The sequence below is a fragment of the Stenotrophomonas sp. STEN021 genome, from assembly GCF_056760175.1.
On record NZ_JBRREH010000063.1, the window covers coordinates 1 to 17,256 of the forward strand.

General features: G+C 64.2%; 16 protein-coding genes. 1 reads left to right on the forward strand and 15 read right to left on the reverse strand.

The genetic code is table 11. The features are described from left to right. Positions 1-130: 130 nt before the first annotated feature. From folK to ACVOL0_RS13915, 13 genes are all read right to left on the reverse strand, one after another. The gene (gene folK / locus ACVOL0_RS13855; protein ID WP_282271072.1) at positions 131-613 is read right to left on the reverse strand and encodes a 2-amino-4-hydroxy-6-hydroxymethyldihydropteridine diphosphokinase; all 483 of its coding nucleotides are present in this window, start codon (positions 611-613) and stop codon (positions 131-133) included. A gap of 122 nt (positions 614-735) precedes the next feature. Then, positions 736-2,253: an ATP-binding response regulator gene (locus ACVOL0_RS13860; RefSeq protein WP_481549598.1), complete on the reverse strand. Its 1,518-nt coding sequence runs from the start codon at positions 2,251-2,253 to the stop codon at positions 736-738. 6 nt (positions 2,254-2,259) lie between these two features. Continuing rightward, the gene (locus ACVOL0_RS13865; RefSeq protein WP_481508709.1) at positions 2,260-2,700 is read right to left on the reverse strand and encodes a response regulator; all 441 of its coding nucleotides are present in this window, start codon (positions 2,698-2,700) and stop codon (positions 2,260-2,262) included. After that, positions 2,697-4,514, reverse strand: a complete 1,818-nt coding sequence (locus ACVOL0_RS13870; RefSeq protein WP_481549599.1) for a sensor histidine kinase — start codon at positions 4,512-4,514, stop codon at positions 2,697-2,699. Before ACVOL0_RS13870 ends, ACVOL0_RS13865 begins: the two co-directional genes overlap by 4 nt. Before the next feature lie 204 nt (positions 4,515-4,718). Then, the gene (gene gnd, locus ACVOL0_RS13875; protein ID WP_481549600.1) at positions 4,719-5,633 is read right to left on the reverse strand and encodes a phosphogluconate dehydrogenase (NAD(+)-dependent, decarboxylating); all 915 of its coding nucleotides are present in this window, start codon (positions 5,631-5,633) and stop codon (positions 4,719-4,721) included. A 2-nt stretch (positions 5,634-5,635) separates the two neighbouring features. Next, positions 5,636-6,835, reverse strand: coding sequence for a hypothetical protein (locus ACVOL0_RS13880; protein WP_481549617.1), 1,200 nt, complete (start codon positions 6,833-6,835; stop codon positions 5,636-5,638). Between the two features lie 62 nt (positions 6,836-6,897). Beyond that, positions 6,898-7,446 carry a DUF2242 domain-containing protein gene (locus ACVOL0_RS13885; RefSeq protein ID WP_481549601.1) on the reverse strand — a complete coding sequence of 183 codons (549 nt, stop codon included), beginning with the start codon at positions 7,444-7,446 and terminating at the stop codon, positions 6,898-6,900. Positions 7,447-7,576: 130 nt separating this feature from the next. Further along, positions 7,577-9,748: a carboxy terminal-processing peptidase gene (locus ACVOL0_RS13890; RefSeq protein WP_481549602.1), complete on the reverse strand. Its 2,172-nt coding sequence runs from the start codon at positions 9,746-9,748 to the stop codon at positions 7,577-7,579. A gap of 207 nt (positions 9,749-9,955) precedes the next feature. Next, complete coding sequence (gene lipA / locus ACVOL0_RS13895) at positions 9,956-10,966, reverse strand: lipoyl synthase (RefSeq protein ID WP_481549603.1); 1,011 nt, start codon at positions 10,964-10,966, stop codon at positions 9,956-9,958. Positions 10,967-10,982: 16 nt separating this feature from the next. Next, positions 10,983-11,684 carry a lipoyl(octanoyl) transferase LipB gene (lipB, locus tag ACVOL0_RS13900; RefSeq protein WP_481549604.1) on the reverse strand — a complete coding sequence of 234 codons (702 nt, stop codon included), beginning with the start codon at positions 11,682-11,684 and terminating at the stop codon, positions 10,983-10,985. Continuing rightward, a complete protein-coding gene (locus ACVOL0_RS13905; RefSeq protein WP_481549605.1) occupies positions 11,672-11,950 on the reverse strand; it encodes a DUF493 family protein in 279 nt (92 codons plus the stop codon). Before ACVOL0_RS13905 ends, lipB begins: the two co-directional genes overlap by 13 nt. A 329-nt stretch (positions 11,951-12,279) precedes the next feature. Continuing rightward, positions 12,280-13,257, reverse strand: a complete 978-nt coding sequence (locus tag ACVOL0_RS13910) for a CsgG/HfaB family protein (protein ID WP_481549606.1) — start codon at positions 13,255-13,257, stop codon at positions 12,280-12,282. 192 nt (positions 13,258-13,449) lie between these two features. After that, complete coding sequence (locus tag ACVOL0_RS13915; protein ID WP_481549607.1) at positions 13,450-13,587, reverse strand: hypothetical protein; 138 nt, start codon at positions 13,585-13,587, stop codon at positions 13,450-13,452. Between the two features lie 302 nt (positions 13,588-13,889). Between ACVOL0_RS13915 and ACVOL0_RS13920 the strand changes: the two genes are divergently transcribed. Continuing rightward, positions 13,890-14,939 (forward strand): lipid A deacylase LpxR family protein, encoded by a 1,050-nt coding sequence (locus ACVOL0_RS13920; protein WP_481549608.1) that lies wholly within the window; start codon positions 13,890-13,892, stop codon positions 14,937-14,939. 386 nt (positions 14,940-15,325) lie between these two features. On the opposite strand, the gene ACVOL0_RS13925 is transcribed toward ACVOL0_RS13920, so the two are convergent. Together ACVOL0_RS13925 and ACVOL0_RS13930 are read right to left on the reverse strand one after the other, a co-directional pair. Next, positions 15,326-15,694, reverse strand: coding sequence for a hypothetical protein (locus tag ACVOL0_RS13925; protein WP_481549609.1), 369 nt, complete (start codon positions 15,692-15,694; stop codon positions 15,326-15,328). Between the two features lie 298 nt (positions 15,695-15,992). Then, positions 15,993-17,207, reverse strand: coding sequence for a D-alanyl-D-alanine carboxypeptidase family protein (locus ACVOL0_RS13930; protein ID WP_481549610.1), 1,215 nt, complete (start codon positions 17,205-17,207; stop codon positions 15,993-15,995). Between the last annotated feature and the right edge of the window lie 49 nt (positions 17,208-17,256).

Genomic DNA, 17,256 nt, shown 5'->3' on the forward strand with positions numbered 1-17,256 from the left:
CCCTGCCCCGCGCCCCGCCCCCGCCCGCCCCCCCCCCCCCCCCCCCCCCCCGGCCCCGCCCCCCCCGCCCCCCCCCCCCCCCCCCCCCCCCCCCCCCCCCCCCCCCCCCCCCCCCACTACAGGTGCAGCCTTACAGCTCCACCGTATCGAACGCCTGCCCATATTGCGGGTGCTGCTGCCACATCTGCTGCAGGCTCAGGCCGCGTACCGGGTCGATGAAATCCGGGGCGATGTCGGCCAGCGGCTTGAGCACGAAAGCGTGCTTCAACTCCGGCCGCGGAATACGCAGATGGCCCGGACCTTCCACCACCAGATCGCCGTAGTACACCACGTCGATATCCAGGGTACGGTCGCTGAAACGCGGACCGGAACGATCGCGGCCATGCGCGTCCTCCACCGCGTGCAACCAATCGTCCAACTCGCCCAACGGCAGGTCGGTGTCCAGCATCACCGCGTTGTTGAGGAAGTCCGGGCCGTCAAAACCCACGGCCGGGGTGCGGTAAGCCGGGGAGACGCTGATCGCGCCAAAACGTTCACGCAAGACGGCAACGGCCGCTTGCAGGTAGTGCTGCGGTTGCAGGTTGCTGCCCAGGCTGAGGAGCACGGTGGTCATGAGTTGGTTTGCCTGCGGACCCGCGCGCGCCACGATGGACGAGCCTGAGCACCGCATCGTAGGGAGGGGGCGCACATGATAGGCCAGCCATTGCCAGCCCGCATATGCCACCGGTGCTGCTCTCAGCCCACACCCAACGCGTCGGCCACCGCGCGGAACACCCGTTGCATCTCCAGCGGCTTGGGCAGTACGTGCACACTGATGCCCGCCGGTGCCTCACCACCGGCGAAGGCCGGCGCGTGGGCATCCTCCAGCACGATCGCGGGGCCGCGATAGCCCATCGCCTGCATCTCCGCCAGCAACTGCCCGGCCGAAAGCAGTGGAATGCCGCTGTCCACAAGCACCACATCCGGCAGGCCCGCCTCATGCAGGTGGCGCATCGCCACCGCACCATCGCTGGCCAGGCGCATACGATAGCCCTGGCTCGACAAAGCGTTGCCCAGCAGCGACAAACGCGTGGCCTCGTCATCCACCACCAGCAAGCGCTCGCCATGGCCGACCCGGATTCTCTCCACCGGCCCGGCGCCCTCATTGTCGGCCCGTCCGCACATCGGCAACAGCAACTCGAAGGTGGTGCCTTCGCCCAGTTCGCTCCGCACCTGGATCTGCCCGCCTATGCTCTCGACGATGCGGTGGCAGGACACCAGGCCAAGCCCAGTGCCCTCTGCCTTGGTGGTGAAGAAGGGCGTGAACAAGCGCTCCACCGTGGCTGCGTCCATGCCGATGCCATCATCACTGACGCGGATACGCACCTGGTCTGCCTCGTCGGCGACACGTTCGGCAACCAGGCTCAGGCTGCCACCGTCGGGCATCGCCTGGATGGCATTGAGTGCCAGATTCAGCAATACCTGCTGCAGTTCGGTGTAATTGGCCTGGACCGCCATGCGGTCATCGGACACTTCCAGATGCAGCTCGGCATTGCGCGGCAGGCTGCTCTTGAGCAGCATGCCCACCGCCTGGAACAAACGCTGCAATACGATGCGCTCACTTGGCTGGCGAGAGCCGCGCACGAAAGACAGCATCGACTCCACCATCTCATGGCCGCGGCGCCCGCATTCGGCGATGACATCGGCCAACCGGACGATCTTGGGGTCATCGCTGCGGTCGCGGATCAGGTCGGGAATGATCAGCAATGGCTGCAGGATATTGCGCAGATCATGGCTGAGCCCGGCGGCGAGCAGGGCCAGACTCTCCAGACGCTGCGCGCGCATCAGCTCATCTTCCACCCGCAGCCGCTCGCGCTCACTGCGGGTCTCGCGCACCAGCCGCGCCACCGCTGACGGCAATCGAGCCGGCTGGTGCTTGATGATGTAATCGTTGGCGCCTTGCTGCAGCGCTTCCACCGCGGTCTCCTCACCCATGGTGCCGGAGACGAAAATAAACGGCGCCCGTGGATGCAGCTCACGCAGGATCTGCAATGCCTGGTAGCCGGAGAAGCCCGGCATGCTCAGGTCCGACAGCACCACATCCGGCACATACTCGGCCAAGGCATCACGCATTGCCGGCTCGTTGTCGACCCGCTCGACTTCGACCTGCAGGCCTGCTTCGAGCAACTGGTCGATGACCAGCTCGGCATCTTCGGGCGAATCCTCCACCAGCAGGATTCGCAACGGCCCCAATGGCGCTCCTTGATTCGGCATCTGTGCTTACTCGTGCTCCGGCGCCTGGTTGATCAACGCCCAGAAGGTGCCGATCGTCCGCACTGCCTGGAAGAACTGATCGATGTCCACCGGCTTGACGACATAGGCGTTGACGCCAAGGTCCCAACTGCGGGCCAGATCGCTTTCTTCGCGCGAGGAGGACAGGATCACCACCGGCAGGCGCTTGAGATCCTCATCGGCACGGATCAGCCGCAGCACTTCCAGGCCATCCATGCGTGGCATCTTGATATCCAGCAGCAGTACGGCCGGCAAACCCTCCTCACGCTGGGCGAACGCGCCGCGCCTGAGCAGGAAGTCCATTGCCTCAACCCCGTCTTCGACATGCACGATGGGATTGGCCAGTGAAGCATCGCGCAGTGCGTCGATCGCCATCTCGGCATCGGCTCCGCTGTCTTCGGCAATCAGGATGGTGCGCAGGGGACTCATTCGAGGGTGTCCTTGTTGGGTGCTTCGGTTGCCTGGGGAAGAACAAAACTGAAAGTGGCGCCCTGATCGACCTGTGCGTCGGCCCAGATACGGCCGCCATGGCGGGTCAGTACGCGGCGTACGCTGGCCAGGCCAATGCCGGTGCCGGGATACTCCGAGGCCTTGTGCAGGCGCTGGAAAACGCCGAACAACTTGCTCGCGTATTGCATGTCGAAGCCGGCACCATTGTCGCTGACGCTGAATTGATGGCTGCCATCCGGCAGTTGCCTGGCACTGACCTCGATCACCGCCTTGTCGCGGGCTGCGGTGTATTTGACCGCATTGCCGAGCAGATTCAGCCACACCTGGCGCAGCATGTTTTCGTCACCGATCAGCACCGGCAGCCTGCCGATCTGCCACTCCACCTCGCGCGGCTTGCCGTCGGCACCGCCGTCGTTCTTCAGGTTGGAATCGAGCAATGCACGGGTATCGGCCACCAGCGACTGCATATCCACCCGCTGCATGCGCATCGCGCCACGGCCCAGCCGCGAGTACACCAGTAGATCATCGATCAGGGATGCCATCAGCTGCGCCGAACTGCTGATCACGTCGAGGTAATGCCGGGTCTTGCTGTCGATCGCCTCACCCAGGTGACGCCCCAACTTGTCGGAGAAGCCAGCCACATGCCGCAGCGGCGCACGCAGATCGTGGGACACGGAGTAGCTGAACGCTTCCAGCTCGCGGTTGACGTCGGCCATCTGCTCAACCTTGCCTTCCAGCTGGTGATTGAGCTCCTCCACATGCTGTTGCACGGCGCGCTGCACGGTGACGTCGCTGATCGTCATCAGCACCACATCATCCGCAGCGTCCGGCAAGGCCATGCGCCGGGCATTGATCAGCATGGTGCGCTGCATGCCGTCCACACTGCGCTGCTGGTGCTCGAAATCCCAAAGCTCACGGCCGCGCAGCAGTACGTCGGCCAGGCGCTGGCGCACCAACGGATCTTCCCATGCGCCATCGCCAATATCCTGCAGCTGGCGCAGGCTGATATCGGCATCGTCAACGCCATACAGCTCGGTGAATGCGGTGTTGTGCAGCACCACCCGGAGCTTGCCGTCGAGCAGCACGATGGGTTCGCGCACCGTCTGCAGCACCGCATTGGCACGGGCACTGGCCTTGCTGAGGCGAAGCTCGACATCCGCGCGACTGCCGATCTGCCGCTGCAACAGCCACAGCACCAGGCCCAGCAACAACAGCTGCACCGCCAGGGCAGTCCAGGTCACCATCGAGGCCATCCGTTGCTGGCGCTGTGCCAGCGCCGCGCGCTCGACCAACAACGCATCCTCATGCTGCTGCAGTTCCTGCACCAGTTGCCGGATCGGGTACTGGAAGGTCATTTCCTCGATCAGCTCACGCTGCCGGGGCGAATCGGTACTGGCCGCGATCTCCCTTGCCAGGACCATGCGCCGCTCCAGCATCGACTCCATCTTGCCGATCCGCACCAGCTGCTCGGGACTGTCACTGACCAGTTGCGCCAACTCGCGGAGATTGTCACCGATGCGGTCGGCGGTCTGCAGGCGTTCCTGCAGTGCCGGCGAATCGATGCCCTTGGACAGGGTCAGCGCCGCCGATTCCACATCACGGATATCGGCCTGCAGGTTGTACAGGCGCGCACCCACTGCCTGGGTATGGGCAACCCAATTGGCCGCATTCACGCTGTCGCTGGAAAGCCGCTGCAGGGTCAAGGCCGGCACCACGATGATCAACAACGCCGCCAGCCCCAGCCCGAACAAGCGCCAGCGGCTCCAGTCATCGTCGGTCAATCGTGCCGCCATCGTTTCCCCTGCGTGCTGACGGACCGGCGCGTGACGCGACGGCCCGGAGTTCATCGACAGTGTCGATCCGGAGTCAATCGATGGCGGCGTGACCAGCACGACAGCATCGCTGACTGTCGGCCAAGGATTGCACGAATACGCGTACCCGTGCACCCCCTATTCATTGGAACCCTGCAAGCACCAACCGTGCCTTGCAAGCGGGCCTCAGCCCGCTTCGCCAGCGGGCTTGATCGCATGCCCGCCGAACTCATTGCGCATTGCCGCCAGCATGCGGTCGCTGAAGGAATTGGCCTGCCGCGAGCGCAGCCGCTCCAGCAGCGACAAGGTGATCACCGGCGCTGGCACATCCAGCTCGATCGCCTCGGCCACGGTCCAGCGGCCCTCACCGGAGTCTTCAACGTAGGGCGCGATGCCATCCAACGCGGGGTTCTTCTGCAATGCGTCGGCACTGAGGTCCAACAACCATGAACGCACCACGCTGCCATGCCGCCAGACCTCGGCCACCTTGCCCACATCCAGCTCGAACTCGGCTTTCTTGTCCATCAACGCGAAGCCCTCGGCATAGGCCTGCATCATTCCGTACTCGATGCCGTTGTGGACCATCTTGCTGAAGTGCCCGGCACCGACCGGACCAACATGGGCCCAACCACGGTCCGCCGCCGGTGCCAACGCCTTGAACAGCGGTGACAAGCGCGCCACCACCCCGGCCTCCCCGCCAATCATCAGGCAATAGCCTTCCTGCAGCCCCCACACGCCACCGCTGGTACCACAATCCACGAACGCGACCCCTGCTCCAGCACAGCGCGCGGCACGTTGCTGCGACTGCTTGTACCAGGAGTTGCCGCCGTCGATCACCACATCACCGGCAGACAACAGCGGCAACAGCTCATCCAGGGTGGCATCCACCACCTTGGAGGGAACCATCAACCACAGCGCCCGCGGCGCCGGCAAGGCCTGCACCAGCGCCTGCAGCGCGTCCACGGTGGCGACGCCATGCCCGGCCACCTGCGCACGCGCCTGCTCGCCGGGGTCAACGCCGGTGACCGCAATCCCCGCACGCTGCAGACGCTGCGCCATGTTGGCACCCATGCGACCCAGCCCAATCATTCCCAATTCCATGTTCAAGCTCCTCCGACGGTAGATAAGGAAACACTGCTGCAGGCGCTCAGCCGTGCCTGCAACCAGCGTTGGTAAATCGTGGTGTGCAGGTTGTGCAGCACCAGCTCGCTGACGAAAGGCGTGCGCGGGTTGCGGTCCAGCAAGCGCACGATGTGATAACCGAAAGGACGCACGCCTTGGTGGTGCACGTACAGCATCAGCTCGCGATACACCGGATCGGCAAGCACCGCATCCATCTGCGCCAATACGGACTGCTGCGATTCCGACAAGGCCGTGCGCAATATCGGATCACGCGCGTACAACAGACGCTCGAAGCGATGGCGACCGCTGCCGCGCAGCTGTAGCGCAAGTTCCCAAAGCCGCTTGTTGAGTGCGTCGTAGTGGGCAAAGCCGCCGGAGCGCGCCAACGCAGATGCTGCCGCCGCGCTGATATCGGTAATGACGAAGTTCTCGGCCTGGTTGTTGATGTCATCCAGGTAGCTCGCATCGAAGGCATGCACGATATAGCCGGGCACGCCCATGAACGCCTGCCGGCCCAGTGCCGAGGTTTTCACCGCCTTGCCGTCGGCAAACAACTCGCCGGCACTGCTTCCGAGCAGGATGCTCGGGGTGTCGTGCAGGCTCAGGAAGGTGCCGATGGACAGTTCGCCGGATGTGAAAGCAGTATCGAAAAGAGCATCACCAAACAGTTCACGGATGGTTGCCAGCTGCCCTACCTGCCGCCCCACCCCGCATTCGGAGCGCACCCGACCCGAGTAGAACGCCTCCATTGCCACCGAATTGCGCGCCTGCGGTGCGTAACCGCGGCCAAAGCTGCGAAAGCGCTGCCAGCCCTGTGCGCGTGCGCCGCGCATGCCAAAACCAATCCAACCCAGCTGCAACGCCGAGAAGCGATAGCCCTGGTTTTCCTGCAGGCGGACACTGGCTGTACGCGCCGCATCGGCGAGTTTGAAAGCATAAGCGCAGATGCTGGCCGGCTGCTGCAGCACCTCGGCCGCCAGCCGCTCACGCTGCGCTGGGCCATAAGCCTGCGGCACCTGCAACTGCAGATCCCCCTGGGCCTGCGCATCGGCCAGCGATGCACGCTGGCAGGGGTCACCGCCCATGATCCGCGGTGCCTGCTGCGTACCTTCACTGAGTTGCCAGCCCAGCTGCTGCAGCAATGCCATATTGCAGCCCGCCTCGGCCAGCATTGGCATCATCGCCAGTGCGCACAGCAGCCGGGGCCATCGGCCACGGCGCTGCTGCGCGCGCCAGCCATGCCTCACCGCACCGGCTCCGCCGGGGCCGCTGCGGCGCCCTGATCCACGTAGTACTGCAGACGGCCAAAGAAATTGCGGTAGAACTGCGCGTCCTGCACGGTGCTGCTGGCAACCCGCACCAGGGAGTCGTCATTGCTGCCAAACGGCAACGACACCGAGCCCAACGCACCGACGCCAACGCTGGCCGAGGTCGGTGACTTCTTCAAGGCATAGCGGTCCTGCACCGCACTCACAAACACCTGCGCCTTGCCCGCGCCCTGCGCGGCACAGGACACCCGCAACACCAGTTGCTCGTGCACCTCATCCTTGGGCTGGAAGTTCTTGTTGCCTTCCACATTGCTGGCATCGGCACGCGTGATCGCATAGCCCTGGCCCAGCAGCGCGCGCCGCGCGGCCTCGCAGGCCTGTGCCGGTGCGGCATCGATGCTGCGCGTATAGGTATCGCCCGAATCAAAGGATTCGCGCAGCAAGGTGCTGTTGACGGTTTTGCCACCGCAAGCGGTGAACAACAGACTCACGGCAGCCAGCGCGTGCAGCAGATGTCGGCGCACAGGCACCTCCACGGTCAGCGTAGGCCCACAGCATAACGCCGCCAACGTAGGGCTACGTTGACGGCGTTGAATGCGTGCAGCGGCTGTTGTCACTGCGCTCAGCTCGGCTGTGCGCAGCGCAGCAGGACGATCAGTCGGCCCAGCGGCCCGGGCCGGTGGACTGCGGCAGCACCTGTGCCGACAGCGGGCGGTCTTTCTCCAGCAGGTTCACGGCATCGGCCAGGATCGAGGCCGACTCCTTCAACAGCGGATCAGGGCGTTTTTCGGCGGCCTTCTCACGCGCGGCATCCTTGACGATGTCACGCTCGTTGCCGGTCAGGCCGTCGTCATTGCTGTCCTCGGCCAAGGGGTCCAGCGGCAGGCCAAGGTCCTTGCGGATCTGCTGACGCTGCTTGCGCTGTGCTTCCTGCTTGTCGCGCTCGGCACGGCGCTCGGCTTCGTTGAGCGAAACGTATTTCTTGGCGGCCTCGGTGCGGAACTGCTGCACGTCCTCTTCCCACCACTGGAACTCGCGGTCGGCGCGGATGCGGGTGTCGTGCAGGGTTTCCAGGCGCGGCACGATCGGAGCGAAGTTGCCGTACTGGGTATGCGGTACGGCAGCGATGCGGGTCCACGGCAGCGCATTGTCGTAGGTGCTTTCACCAAACTCGCTGGCATCGACGCTGGCCGGGAAGGCCAGGTCCGGCACCACGCCCTTGTGCTGGGTGCTGGAGCCGCTGACGCGGAAGAACTGGGCGATGGTCAGCTTGACCTGGCCAAAACGTTCCTTCTCGCTGGCCGGCCAACGGTCCAGCGGCACCACGTTCTGCACGGTGCCCTTGCCGAAGGTGGTTTCACCGATCACCAGGCCACGACCGTAGTCCTGGATGGCACCGGCGAAAATCTCCGAGGCCGAGGCCGAACCACGGTTGATCAGCACCGCCAGCGGGCCATCCCAGGCCACCGCCGGGTTGCGGTCGTTGTTGACGGTGACACGGCCACCGGATTCACGCACCTGCACCACCGGGCCCTGCTCGATGAACAGGCCGGTCAGCTCGATGGCTTCATCCAGCGAACCACCGCCGTTGTTGCGCAGGTCCAGCACCACGCCATCGAGCTTGTCGGCCTTGAAGCCGGCCAGCAGCTTGGCTACGTCGCGGGTAGCCGAGGCGTAGTCGGCGGCGTTGCGGCGACGGCCTTCGAAGTCCTGGTAGAAGGTCGGCAGCTTGACCACACCGATGCGGCGCTGCGGCTCGCCGGCGGCGGCCGGGATGGTCATGGTTTCGCCCTTGGCCGCCTGCTCGGACAGACGGATCTTCTGCCGGGTCAGGGTCAACATGCGGTGCTTGCCGTCCACGCCTTCGGCAGCCGGAATGTATTCCAGACGCACCTGGGTGTCCTTGGCGCCACGGATCTTGCCGACCACGTCATCGATGCGCCAGCCGATCACGTCTTCAATCGGGCCGGAACGGCCCTGGCCGACACCGACAATGCGGTCACCCGCCTTGAGCGTGCCGTCCATGGCGACCGGGCCACCGGGGACCACTTCACGGATCACCACCATGTCGTCCTGGCGCTGCAACTGGGCACCAATGCCCTCCAGCGACAACGACATGGCCTGGTTGAAGTTCTCGGCCGTGCGCGGGGTGAAGTAGTCGGTATGCGGATCAACGGCGCTGGTGTAGGCGTTCATGTAGAACGAGAACACATCATCGCCCTTGAGCTCGTTGATGGTCTTGAGCAGGGTGTCGTAACGCTTGTCCAGGGTCTTGCGGATGTCAGCAGCCGGCTTGCCGGCCAGCTTCAGCCGCAGCCAGTCGTTCTTGACCGACTTGCGCCACAGCTCGTCCAGTTCGGCGTTGGTTGCCCACGGCACGTCCTTGCGGTCGTAGTTGAAGCGTTCTTCCACGGTGAAATCCGGCTCCTGCTTGAGCAGGCGGCGGGCATAGGCCACGCGCTCGCCCACCCGCTGGCGGTACACCGCAAACACCTGGTAGGCCGGATCCAGTTCGCCGGAACGGATGGCTTCACCGGTGCGTGCCGCCAACGGCGCGAAACGATCCACGTCCTCCTTGGTGAAGAACTGCTTGCCGCTGTCCAGCGACTCCAGGTAACGCTTGAACACGTCCTGCGAGGTCGCCGCATCCAGCTGCCGCGGGCGGTAGGCGTAACGGCTGTCCGACAGCAGGCCGTAGACCAGCTTGGAGGTGGTGGCCTGGTCGATGGTCGCTGCCGAGGGCAAGGCCGTATCGGCGCGTGCCAGCAAGGCGGCGGGAGCGGTCAGCGCAAGGGCCAGCAGGAAAACGGGAACTCGGTAGTTCATCAAAGTACTCGTGGCACCGAATGTTGTGGGGAGACTGCGGGCAAGTACGACATGCCGACAGTGCCGAAAGTTTCGGCACTTGTCACCTTGCTCAGTTGCAGAGTAGCTGCCGCCCCGTAGCAGTTTGTGAATCGCTGCCGTGGCGCCACTCGAATCGACGCGATCCCGCCTGCGGCAGTGGGCCGCAGCGGGATGCGGGGGTGTGGTTCAGACAGCGACGCCGGCACCGGCCGCCTGCTGGTCGGCGTGGTAGGACGAACGCACCATCGGGCCGGAGGCAACGTGGGTGAAGCCCAGTTCGTAGCCGTAGTCCTCGAACGCCTTGTACTCCTCCGGCGTCCAGTAACGCAGCACCGGGTGGTGGTGGGCGGTCGGCTGCAGGTACTGGCCGATGGTCACCATTTCCACGTCGTGCGCGCGCAGGTCACGCAGGGTGGCCTGCACCTGCTCGAAGGTTTCACCCAGGCCGAGCATGATGCCGGACTTGGTCGGCACGTTCGGGTGCTGTGCCTTGAAGTTCTTCAACAGGGTCAGCGACCACTGGTAGTCCGCGCCCGGGCGTACGTTGCGGTACAGGTCCGGCACGGTCTCGATGTTGTGGTTGAACACGTCCGGCGGGTTCTGCGCCAGGATTTCCAGCGCGCGCTCCATGCGGCCCTTGCCACGGAAGTCCGGGGTCAGCACCTCGATGCGGGTGCCGGGCGACTTTTCGCGGATGGCGCTGATGCAATCGACGAAGTGCTGGGCACCACCGTCACGCAGGTCATCGCGGTCAACGCTGGTCACCACCACGTACTTCAGGCCCATGTCGGCCACGGTCTGGCCGAGGCTGGCCGGCTCGTTGGCATCCGGCGGCTTGGGCCGGCCGTGGGCCACATCGCAGAACGAGCAGCGGCGGGTACAGACTTCACCCAGGATCATGAAGGTGGCGGTGCCATGGCCGAAGCATTCGTGGATGTTCGGGCAGCTGGCTTCTTCGCACACCGTCACCAGACGGTTCTCGCGCAGCTTGGCCTTGAGGTTGGCCACGGCATTGCCCGAAGGGATACGCACGCGGATCCAGGAAGGCTTGCGCAGCACCGGCGCGTCGGCGAACTGCACCGGCGAGCGGTTGATCTTGTCGCCGCCAAGCTGTTTGACACCGGCCTGCAACGGCGCGGACGGAATGTCGCCCTGCACGACCTGCAGGGGGATGGAGCGCGTGGTGGTTTCAGTCATGGCGTTATCAGCGGTCTCAGAGCCGCGTAGTCAGATCGGGCAGTTCGGGCGTCGGCTGCAAGGCCAGGCCGAACTGCTGGGCCAGATGGGACAGCAGCACCGACTTGACCGCTTCGATGCCCGAAGGACCGCCCAAGTCTAGCACCGAGGTCACCTGCATCCCGGCGTAGCCGCAGGGGTTGATGCGGTGGAAGGGTTCCAGGTCCAGCGACACGTTGAACGCCAGCCCGTGGAAACTGCAGCCACGGCGCACGCGGATGCCGAGCGCGGCGATCTTGGCACCGCCCACGTAGACACCGGGCGCACCGTCCATGCGTTCAGCCCCGATATTCCATTCGTCCAGGGTGTCGATGATGGCCTGCTCGATCCGGCACACGTAATCGCGCACGCCGATGCCGAGCCGGCGCAGGTCCAGCAGCGGGTAGACCACGATCTGGCCAGGGCCGTGATAGGTCACCTGGCCGCCGCGATCCACATGCAGCACCGGGATATCGCCGGCCGCGAGCACATGTTCGGGCTTGCCGGCCTGGCCCAGGGTGAACACCGGGTCATGCTCGACCACCCACAGCTCATCGCTGGTGTCATCGCCACGGCTGTCGGTGAACTGCTGCATGGCATGCCAGACCGGCTCATAGCCCTGCCGGCCCAGATCCCGCAGCAATGCTGGCCGCAGCGCCTTGCGCTGCGTTTCTGCCGCACAGGCGGTTACAGCGTCCACTTCACTTCCGGATGCTCACGCATCGCCGTGTGGGCGGCATCGTACTGCTCACGGCTGTCGGCCTTGAAGGCGATACGCACCGAGACGTACTTGCCGTTGGAGGACTGTTTCCAGCTGATGCGCTCTTCCAGTACCTCGATACCGGCGCGTTGCAGCAACTTGGGCAGCTCCGTCTCCAGACCGATGTTTGCTGCGCCCATGGCGCTGAGCTCAAAGGTACCGGGGAACTGGAAGCCGTGTTCAGGGTTGTCGGACTTGATTTCCATGCCGCCATTATCGGGGCGAACGCCCACAAACCCAAGGCCATACCCGGATTGCAGCCTTCCATGCTGGCCACCTGTAGTGCCGAGCCATGCTCGGCAAGGGGCTTTACCGGTGTCGCTCACTGTGGGAGCGGCGTCAGCCGCGAAGCTGGCCATCTGCATCAATGGTAATGCCCGCAACCTGAATATCCTTGAGCTTCGCGGCTGACGCCGCTCCTACAAGGCGCGTTGCCGGGAAGGCCCCTGCCGAGCATGGCTCGGCACTACAGGCCCGCTCCAACAGAAACCAGAAGGGCCGCTTGCGCGGCCCTTCTGCGGGGATAAACCCAGGTTTACTTGGACAGCTGCAGCAGGGTGGACGACACCCAACCACGGTTGCCCAGCTCGTCCTCGACCTCCCACATCACGCCTTCCTTGGTGCCGGTCGGGTACAGCATCATCCCGGCTTCCAGGGTGCGTACCGGCGCGCCGGTACCGCGGGCGTTGGCCAGCAGGCGACCGGCACGGGTCACCGTCACCGCCTGCTGCGCGTTGGCGGCAGAAGCGTTGTCCGGCAGACCACCCAGCTGGGCGATGATGTCGGTATAGGCTTGCAGGTAGGCCATGGTGATCACCTGACCGATCTCGGTATTGGCATAACCGCCAACACCAGCCGCGCCCAGGCCGCTGCCGCCGAACAGGCCGCCGCTGGCACCAAAGCCCATGTCGCTCTTGCGCGCGGAGCCTTCGGAGATGGCGACCTGCTCCGACGAACGCACGTCGGTCACGGTCAACACCACGTCGGCGGTCTTGCTGGTGAAGTTCAGGCCGCCGACGATCGCACCGGCACGGCCACCGATCAGGCCGCCCAGCAGACCACCAATGGCATTGCCACCAGCATTGCTGTTCTGCGAGACCAGGTCCGGAATCATTACGTAGTCAGCGGCCTTGATCTGGCCCTTGCCGACGTTGGAACGACCGCGCAGGTCGCCACTTGCGGCCAGTTCACGCTCGAACTGACCCGCGGCCATACCGGCACCACGGTCCACCAGGGTGAAACAACGCGAACGATTGACGAAGGCCTTGATCAGGCGCGACGGCGCTGGCAACTGCTGGCCGGTCCACCAATTGGTGGAATCTTCCGGTTCGATCACCGACAAGGTACCGATCGGGCGCTGACAGGTCGGAATCTGCGCGGCAGCCTGCTGGCGCTGTTCCTGCGCCTGGGTGCCCTTGGCCTTGAACGCTGCCTGGGCCGGCTGGCTGCTGACAGCCGCAGCGACGCCCAGAGTGATAACCGCTGCAGTGAGCGGCGAAAAAACATTACGCATCTGATACTTCCCCATTAACCTGCACCTTACGAGGTGCGTTCCTTTGGCTTAGAGACCTTGCGGTAAGACTCTGTCCCTGATGTTACCTAGCAGACGAGCACGGTCCGGTCTGCCGGAATCCTAACCCAGACCGGCGCGAGGATGCATGACGTTTTTGTGAGAGGACTCCCGGCCCAGCGCGCAGGCGGCTCGTCAGACGCCCCGAAAGCCCTGGATGCGGCGCTGCGGACTGCGCAGCGCCGGGTTCTGCACGGCCTGCACGGCCACACGCTGCACCCAGCCCCTGTTGCACATCTCGTCGAGGGGCATGTTGCCGCCCGTGGCGAACAAGCTGCCGACGCCCTTCCCGCCCTTCCGATGCCAACCCGCGCTCCGCTGTTGCGGCCACAAAGCAGACACCACGATCGAGCGCGGCGAAGCACCTGAAACATGAATAGGGCCAGCCACCGACCCACACCCTCTGCAGATATCCTGCTGCACCTGGGGAGCTCCGTCACAATTGCGCCGTGTGCGCACTCACATCAAAAAATCCACTGCCACACTCACAACAATCTGTCCGCTCGGTAGCGATATGCCGCTCAATTCCGGGCCACTAAGCTGCATGTCACTTGTGCTGGCGTTGAGACTTGCAAATGAAATCCGGTGTTGGACTGCTGTTGCTGATGGCGGGTGGTTTTATCGACACACCGGCGTTGGCAGCCGAGCAATGCGCACAAAGTGCGCTGAGCAACCATCCACCAGCGATCAATTTCCGCGTCGACAATGACTTGCTGGGCGGTGCCCAGCAGGATCAGGGTTATACCAACGGTGCGATGTTCACGCTGGTGTCGCCGAACCTGCAGGATTACACCGACGATCCCTGCCTGCCGCGTCTTGCGCGCTGGATGAATCGCCATCTGGAGCGCTTGCATCCGGGTGAATTCCAGCAGCAGAACATGATTTTCAGCTTCGGCCAGGGCCTGTACACCCCCACCGACAGCGCGCGCAGCGACCTGATCAAAGATGACCGCCCGTACGCTGCGGTGCTGATGGTCAATTTCGGTTACAACGCGCGCAACGGCAACCACCTGCGCACCACCCAGCTGGCATTGGGAATGATTGGCCCATCCGCGCAGGGCAAGCAGGTCCAGGACGCAGTGCACAGCGTGTTGGGCGACGAAAAATTCATGGGCTGGGACAACCAGCTGCACGACGAGCCGGTGTTCAAATTGCTGCATGAGCGCATGCAGCGCTGGCCCGCCGAAGGCAATCCTGCGGGCTGGGGCTGGGATGCGATCAGTCATTGGGGCGGCGCTATCGGCAACCTTGCGACCTATGCCAATGTCGGCGGCGAAGTACGCTTTGGCTGGAAGTTGCCTGATGACTTTGGCAGTTCACCGATGCGGCCTGCGGGCGAGAACACCGCTCCGACCCGTCGCGGCCGCGGGGAAGGCTGGTCCAGCCATCTGTTTGTCACCAGCGATGCGCGTTGGGTACTGCGCGACATCACCCTGGATGGCAACACCTTCCGCAATAGTCACAGCGTGGACAAGCGCGCGTTTGTGGGTGACATCGGCTATGGCGTAGCGGTGATGCGCGGCAAATGGAAGTTCGCCCTGGCCCGCTACCACCGCACCCGCGAATTTGATGGGCAGAAAGAGACGCCGGTCTTTGGCAGCTTCACCATCAGCCGCACGCTTTGAAGGCAGGTGTGAGCAAGTGCGGCCCACTCGCCATGCGGTGCGATATAGCGAGAAGCGCCCTCACCCAACCCCTCTCCCGCACGCGGGAGAGGGGCTAGTGCACTAGCAGCCGGCGCATTCCGAGCCCCTCTCCCGCGTGCGGGAGAGGGGTTGGGTGAGGGCGCTTCTGCTCCGGCTTTTGCTCCGGCTTTCGCTCTTCAGCTTTTGACTTACGGGCCCCTTCCGCAGCGACGGAGCTGGCAGACAAGACCCCGAACGGGGCGGCGCACATGGATGTGCGTCGTTTTTCGACGATACAGGGATGTATCGTCGAAAAATCCTGCCAGCGGAGTGGACCCGCGTCGCGCAGCGGCGTGGGCGCGTAGGCAGGGTGTGCTTTCTTTTGGTTATCTTTTCTTTGCACAAGCAAAGAAAAGTAACTCGCTCCCCGAAGGGGAGTGAAAGCCTTTGGCTTTGGCCTTGGTCATTGCCGTTGCCGTTGCCGTTGCCGTTGCCGTTGCCGTTGCCGTTGCCGTTGCCGTTGCCGTTGCCGTTGCCGTTGCCAAAGCCAAAGCCAAAGCAACGCAGAGCAGAGCAGAGCAGAGCTTTCGCCCGCCTTCGGCGCGCGAGCGCACCTTTCTTTGCTTGTGCAAAGAAACGTGGCCCAAAGAAAGCACACCCTGCCTACGCGCCTTCCGCGCTACGCGCTCCAGGTTCACTCCGCCAGCGGGATTTTTCGACACGACATCCTTGTCGTGGCGAAAAACGACGTGCATCCATGCACGTCGCCCTTCGGGTTCTTCCCACTGGCTCCGTCGCTTCGGAAGGGGCCCGGTGGGTCAAAGTCCGAAGCAAGAGCAACGGCAACTGCAACTGCAACTGCAACTGCAACTGCGAAAACTACCCCTCCCCAACCCTCCCCTTGCCTGCGGCAAAGGGAGGGAGCAGAGCAAAGGCAGCAGAGCTGCACCGCCCGGCAGGCAAAACAAAAGCGGCGTTGCTGCGCCCCATCGACCCGAACTCCAGTCAATGGAACACCGCAACGCCGCTCGGCTTTTCAGCCGGTGAAAGCCCTTACTCGGACTTCCACCACATCATGAAGGCATCCCACAGACGCTTGAAGAAACCACCCTCTTCCACCGCCTGCACGGCCACCAGCGGCGCCTCGGCGACCACCTTGCCATCCAGCGACACCTTGACCGTACCAATCTGCTGGCCAACGGTGATCGGCGCCACCAACTCCTTCGGCACGTCCATCGACGGCTTCAGATCGTTGTAACGACCACGCGGTACGCTCACCAGCATCGGCTGCGCCACACCCAGCTGCACCTGGTCGGCCGCACCCTTCCATACATGCTGCGTGGTCACCGCCTTGCCCGGCTCATACATGCGATGGGTTTCAAAGAAACGGAAGCCCCAGTTCAACAGCGCCAGGCTGTCATCGGCGCGCTGCTTTTCCGAAGCACCGCCCATCAACACCGCGATCAAACGCTGGTCACCACGCTGCGCCGAGCTCAGCAGGCAATAGCCGGCCGCCGAAGTGTGGCCGGTCTTGATGCCGTCCACGCTCTGGTCGCGCCACAACAGCAGGTTGCGGTTGGGCTGGGTGATCTTGCCTACGGTAAATTCCTTGATCTTGTTGTACGCATAGGTCTCCGGGTAATCACGCACGAAGGCGCGGCCCAGCAGCGCCAGATCGTAGGCGCTGGACTGGTGACCCTCGGCATTCAGGCCGTGTGCGTTGACGAAGTGCGAATCCTTCATGCCGATCTTGGCGGCATAGCTGTTCATCAGCGCAGCAAATGCTTCCTGGCTGCCGGCCGCGTGTTCGGCCAGGGCGATCGCCGCATCGTTGCCGGACTGGATCGCCATGCCCTTTTCCATGTCTTCCAGACGCGCCGTCTGGTTGACCGGGAAGCCGCTGTAGCTGCCGTCCGTGCCTGCGCCGCCTTCACGCCAGGCGCGCTCGCTCATCATCACCTGGTCGTCCGGCTTGATCTTGCCGGTCTTCATCTCGGCAGCCAGCACGTAGGAGGTCATCACCTTGGTGATGCTGGCCGGCGGCAGCGGCGAATGGATGTTTTCGCCCGCCAGCACCTGGCCGGTGGCGTAGTCCATCAACACCCACGCGGTGGCCGTGGTCGGAACCGGGGCCGGCGGCGTGGCCACCTGCGCCGGAGCGGCAGCTGCGGCCGGTGCAGGCGTGGGCGTCGGGGTGGGCGTCTGGGCGGAGGCCAGACCCACGACGAGCGCGGTGGCCAGTGCAGCGGCGGCAAAACGGAATTTCATCGGACAGCGGTTCCTGATGGACGAGGAAGAAAAATTCGGGGAGTCATTG

Coding starts and splice junctions, on each gene's coding strand:
- ACVOL0_RS13870 (WP_481549599.1), bottom strand. CDS start 4,514: ATGGCGGCACGATTGACCGACGATGACTGGAGCCGCTGGCGCTTGTTC.
- ACVOL0_RS13930 (WP_481549610.1), bottom strand. CDS start 17,207: ATGAAATTCCGTTTTGCCGCCGCTGCACTGGCCACCGCGCTCGTCGTG.
- gnd (WP_481549600.1), bottom strand. CDS start 5,633: ATGGAATTGGGAATGATTGGGCTGGGTCGCATGGGTGCCAACATGGCG.
- lipA (WP_481549603.1), bottom strand. CDS start 10,966: ATGACTGAAACCACCACGCGCTCCATCCCCCTGCAGGTCGTGCAGGGC.
- ACVOL0_RS13880 (WP_481549617.1), bottom strand. CDS start 6,835: ATGATGCCAATGCTGGCCGAGGCGGGCTGCAATATGGCATTGCTGCAG.
- folK (WP_282271072.1), bottom strand. CDS start 613: ATGACCACCGTGCTCCTCAGCCTGGGCAGCAACCTGCAACCGCAGCAC.
- ACVOL0_RS13905 (WP_481549605.1), bottom strand. CDS start 11,950: ATGGAAATCAAGTCCGACAACCCTGAACACGGCTTCCAGTTCCCCGGT.
- ACVOL0_RS13865 (WP_481508709.1), bottom strand. CDS start 2,700: ATGAGTCCCCTGCGCACCATCCTGATTGCCGAAGACAGCGGAGCCGAT.
- ACVOL0_RS13890 (WP_481549602.1), bottom strand. CDS start 9,748: ATGAACTACCGAGTTCCCGTTTTCCTGCTGGCCCTTGCGCTGACCGCT.
- ACVOL0_RS13860 (WP_481549598.1), bottom strand. CDS start 2,253: ATGCCGAATCAAGGAGCGCCATTGGGGCCGTTGCGAATCCTGCTGGTG.
- ACVOL0_RS13925 (WP_481549609.1), bottom strand. CDS start 15,694: ATGCACGTCGTTTTTCGCCACGACAAGGATGTCGTGTCGAAAAATCCC.
- ACVOL0_RS13920 (WP_481549608.1), top strand. CDS start 13,890: ATGAAATCCGGTGTTGGACTGCTGTTGCTGATGGCGGGTGGTTTTATC.
- ACVOL0_RS13910 (WP_481549606.1), bottom strand. CDS start 13,257: ATGCGTAATGTTTTTTCGCCGCTCACTGCAGCGGTTATCACTCTGGGC.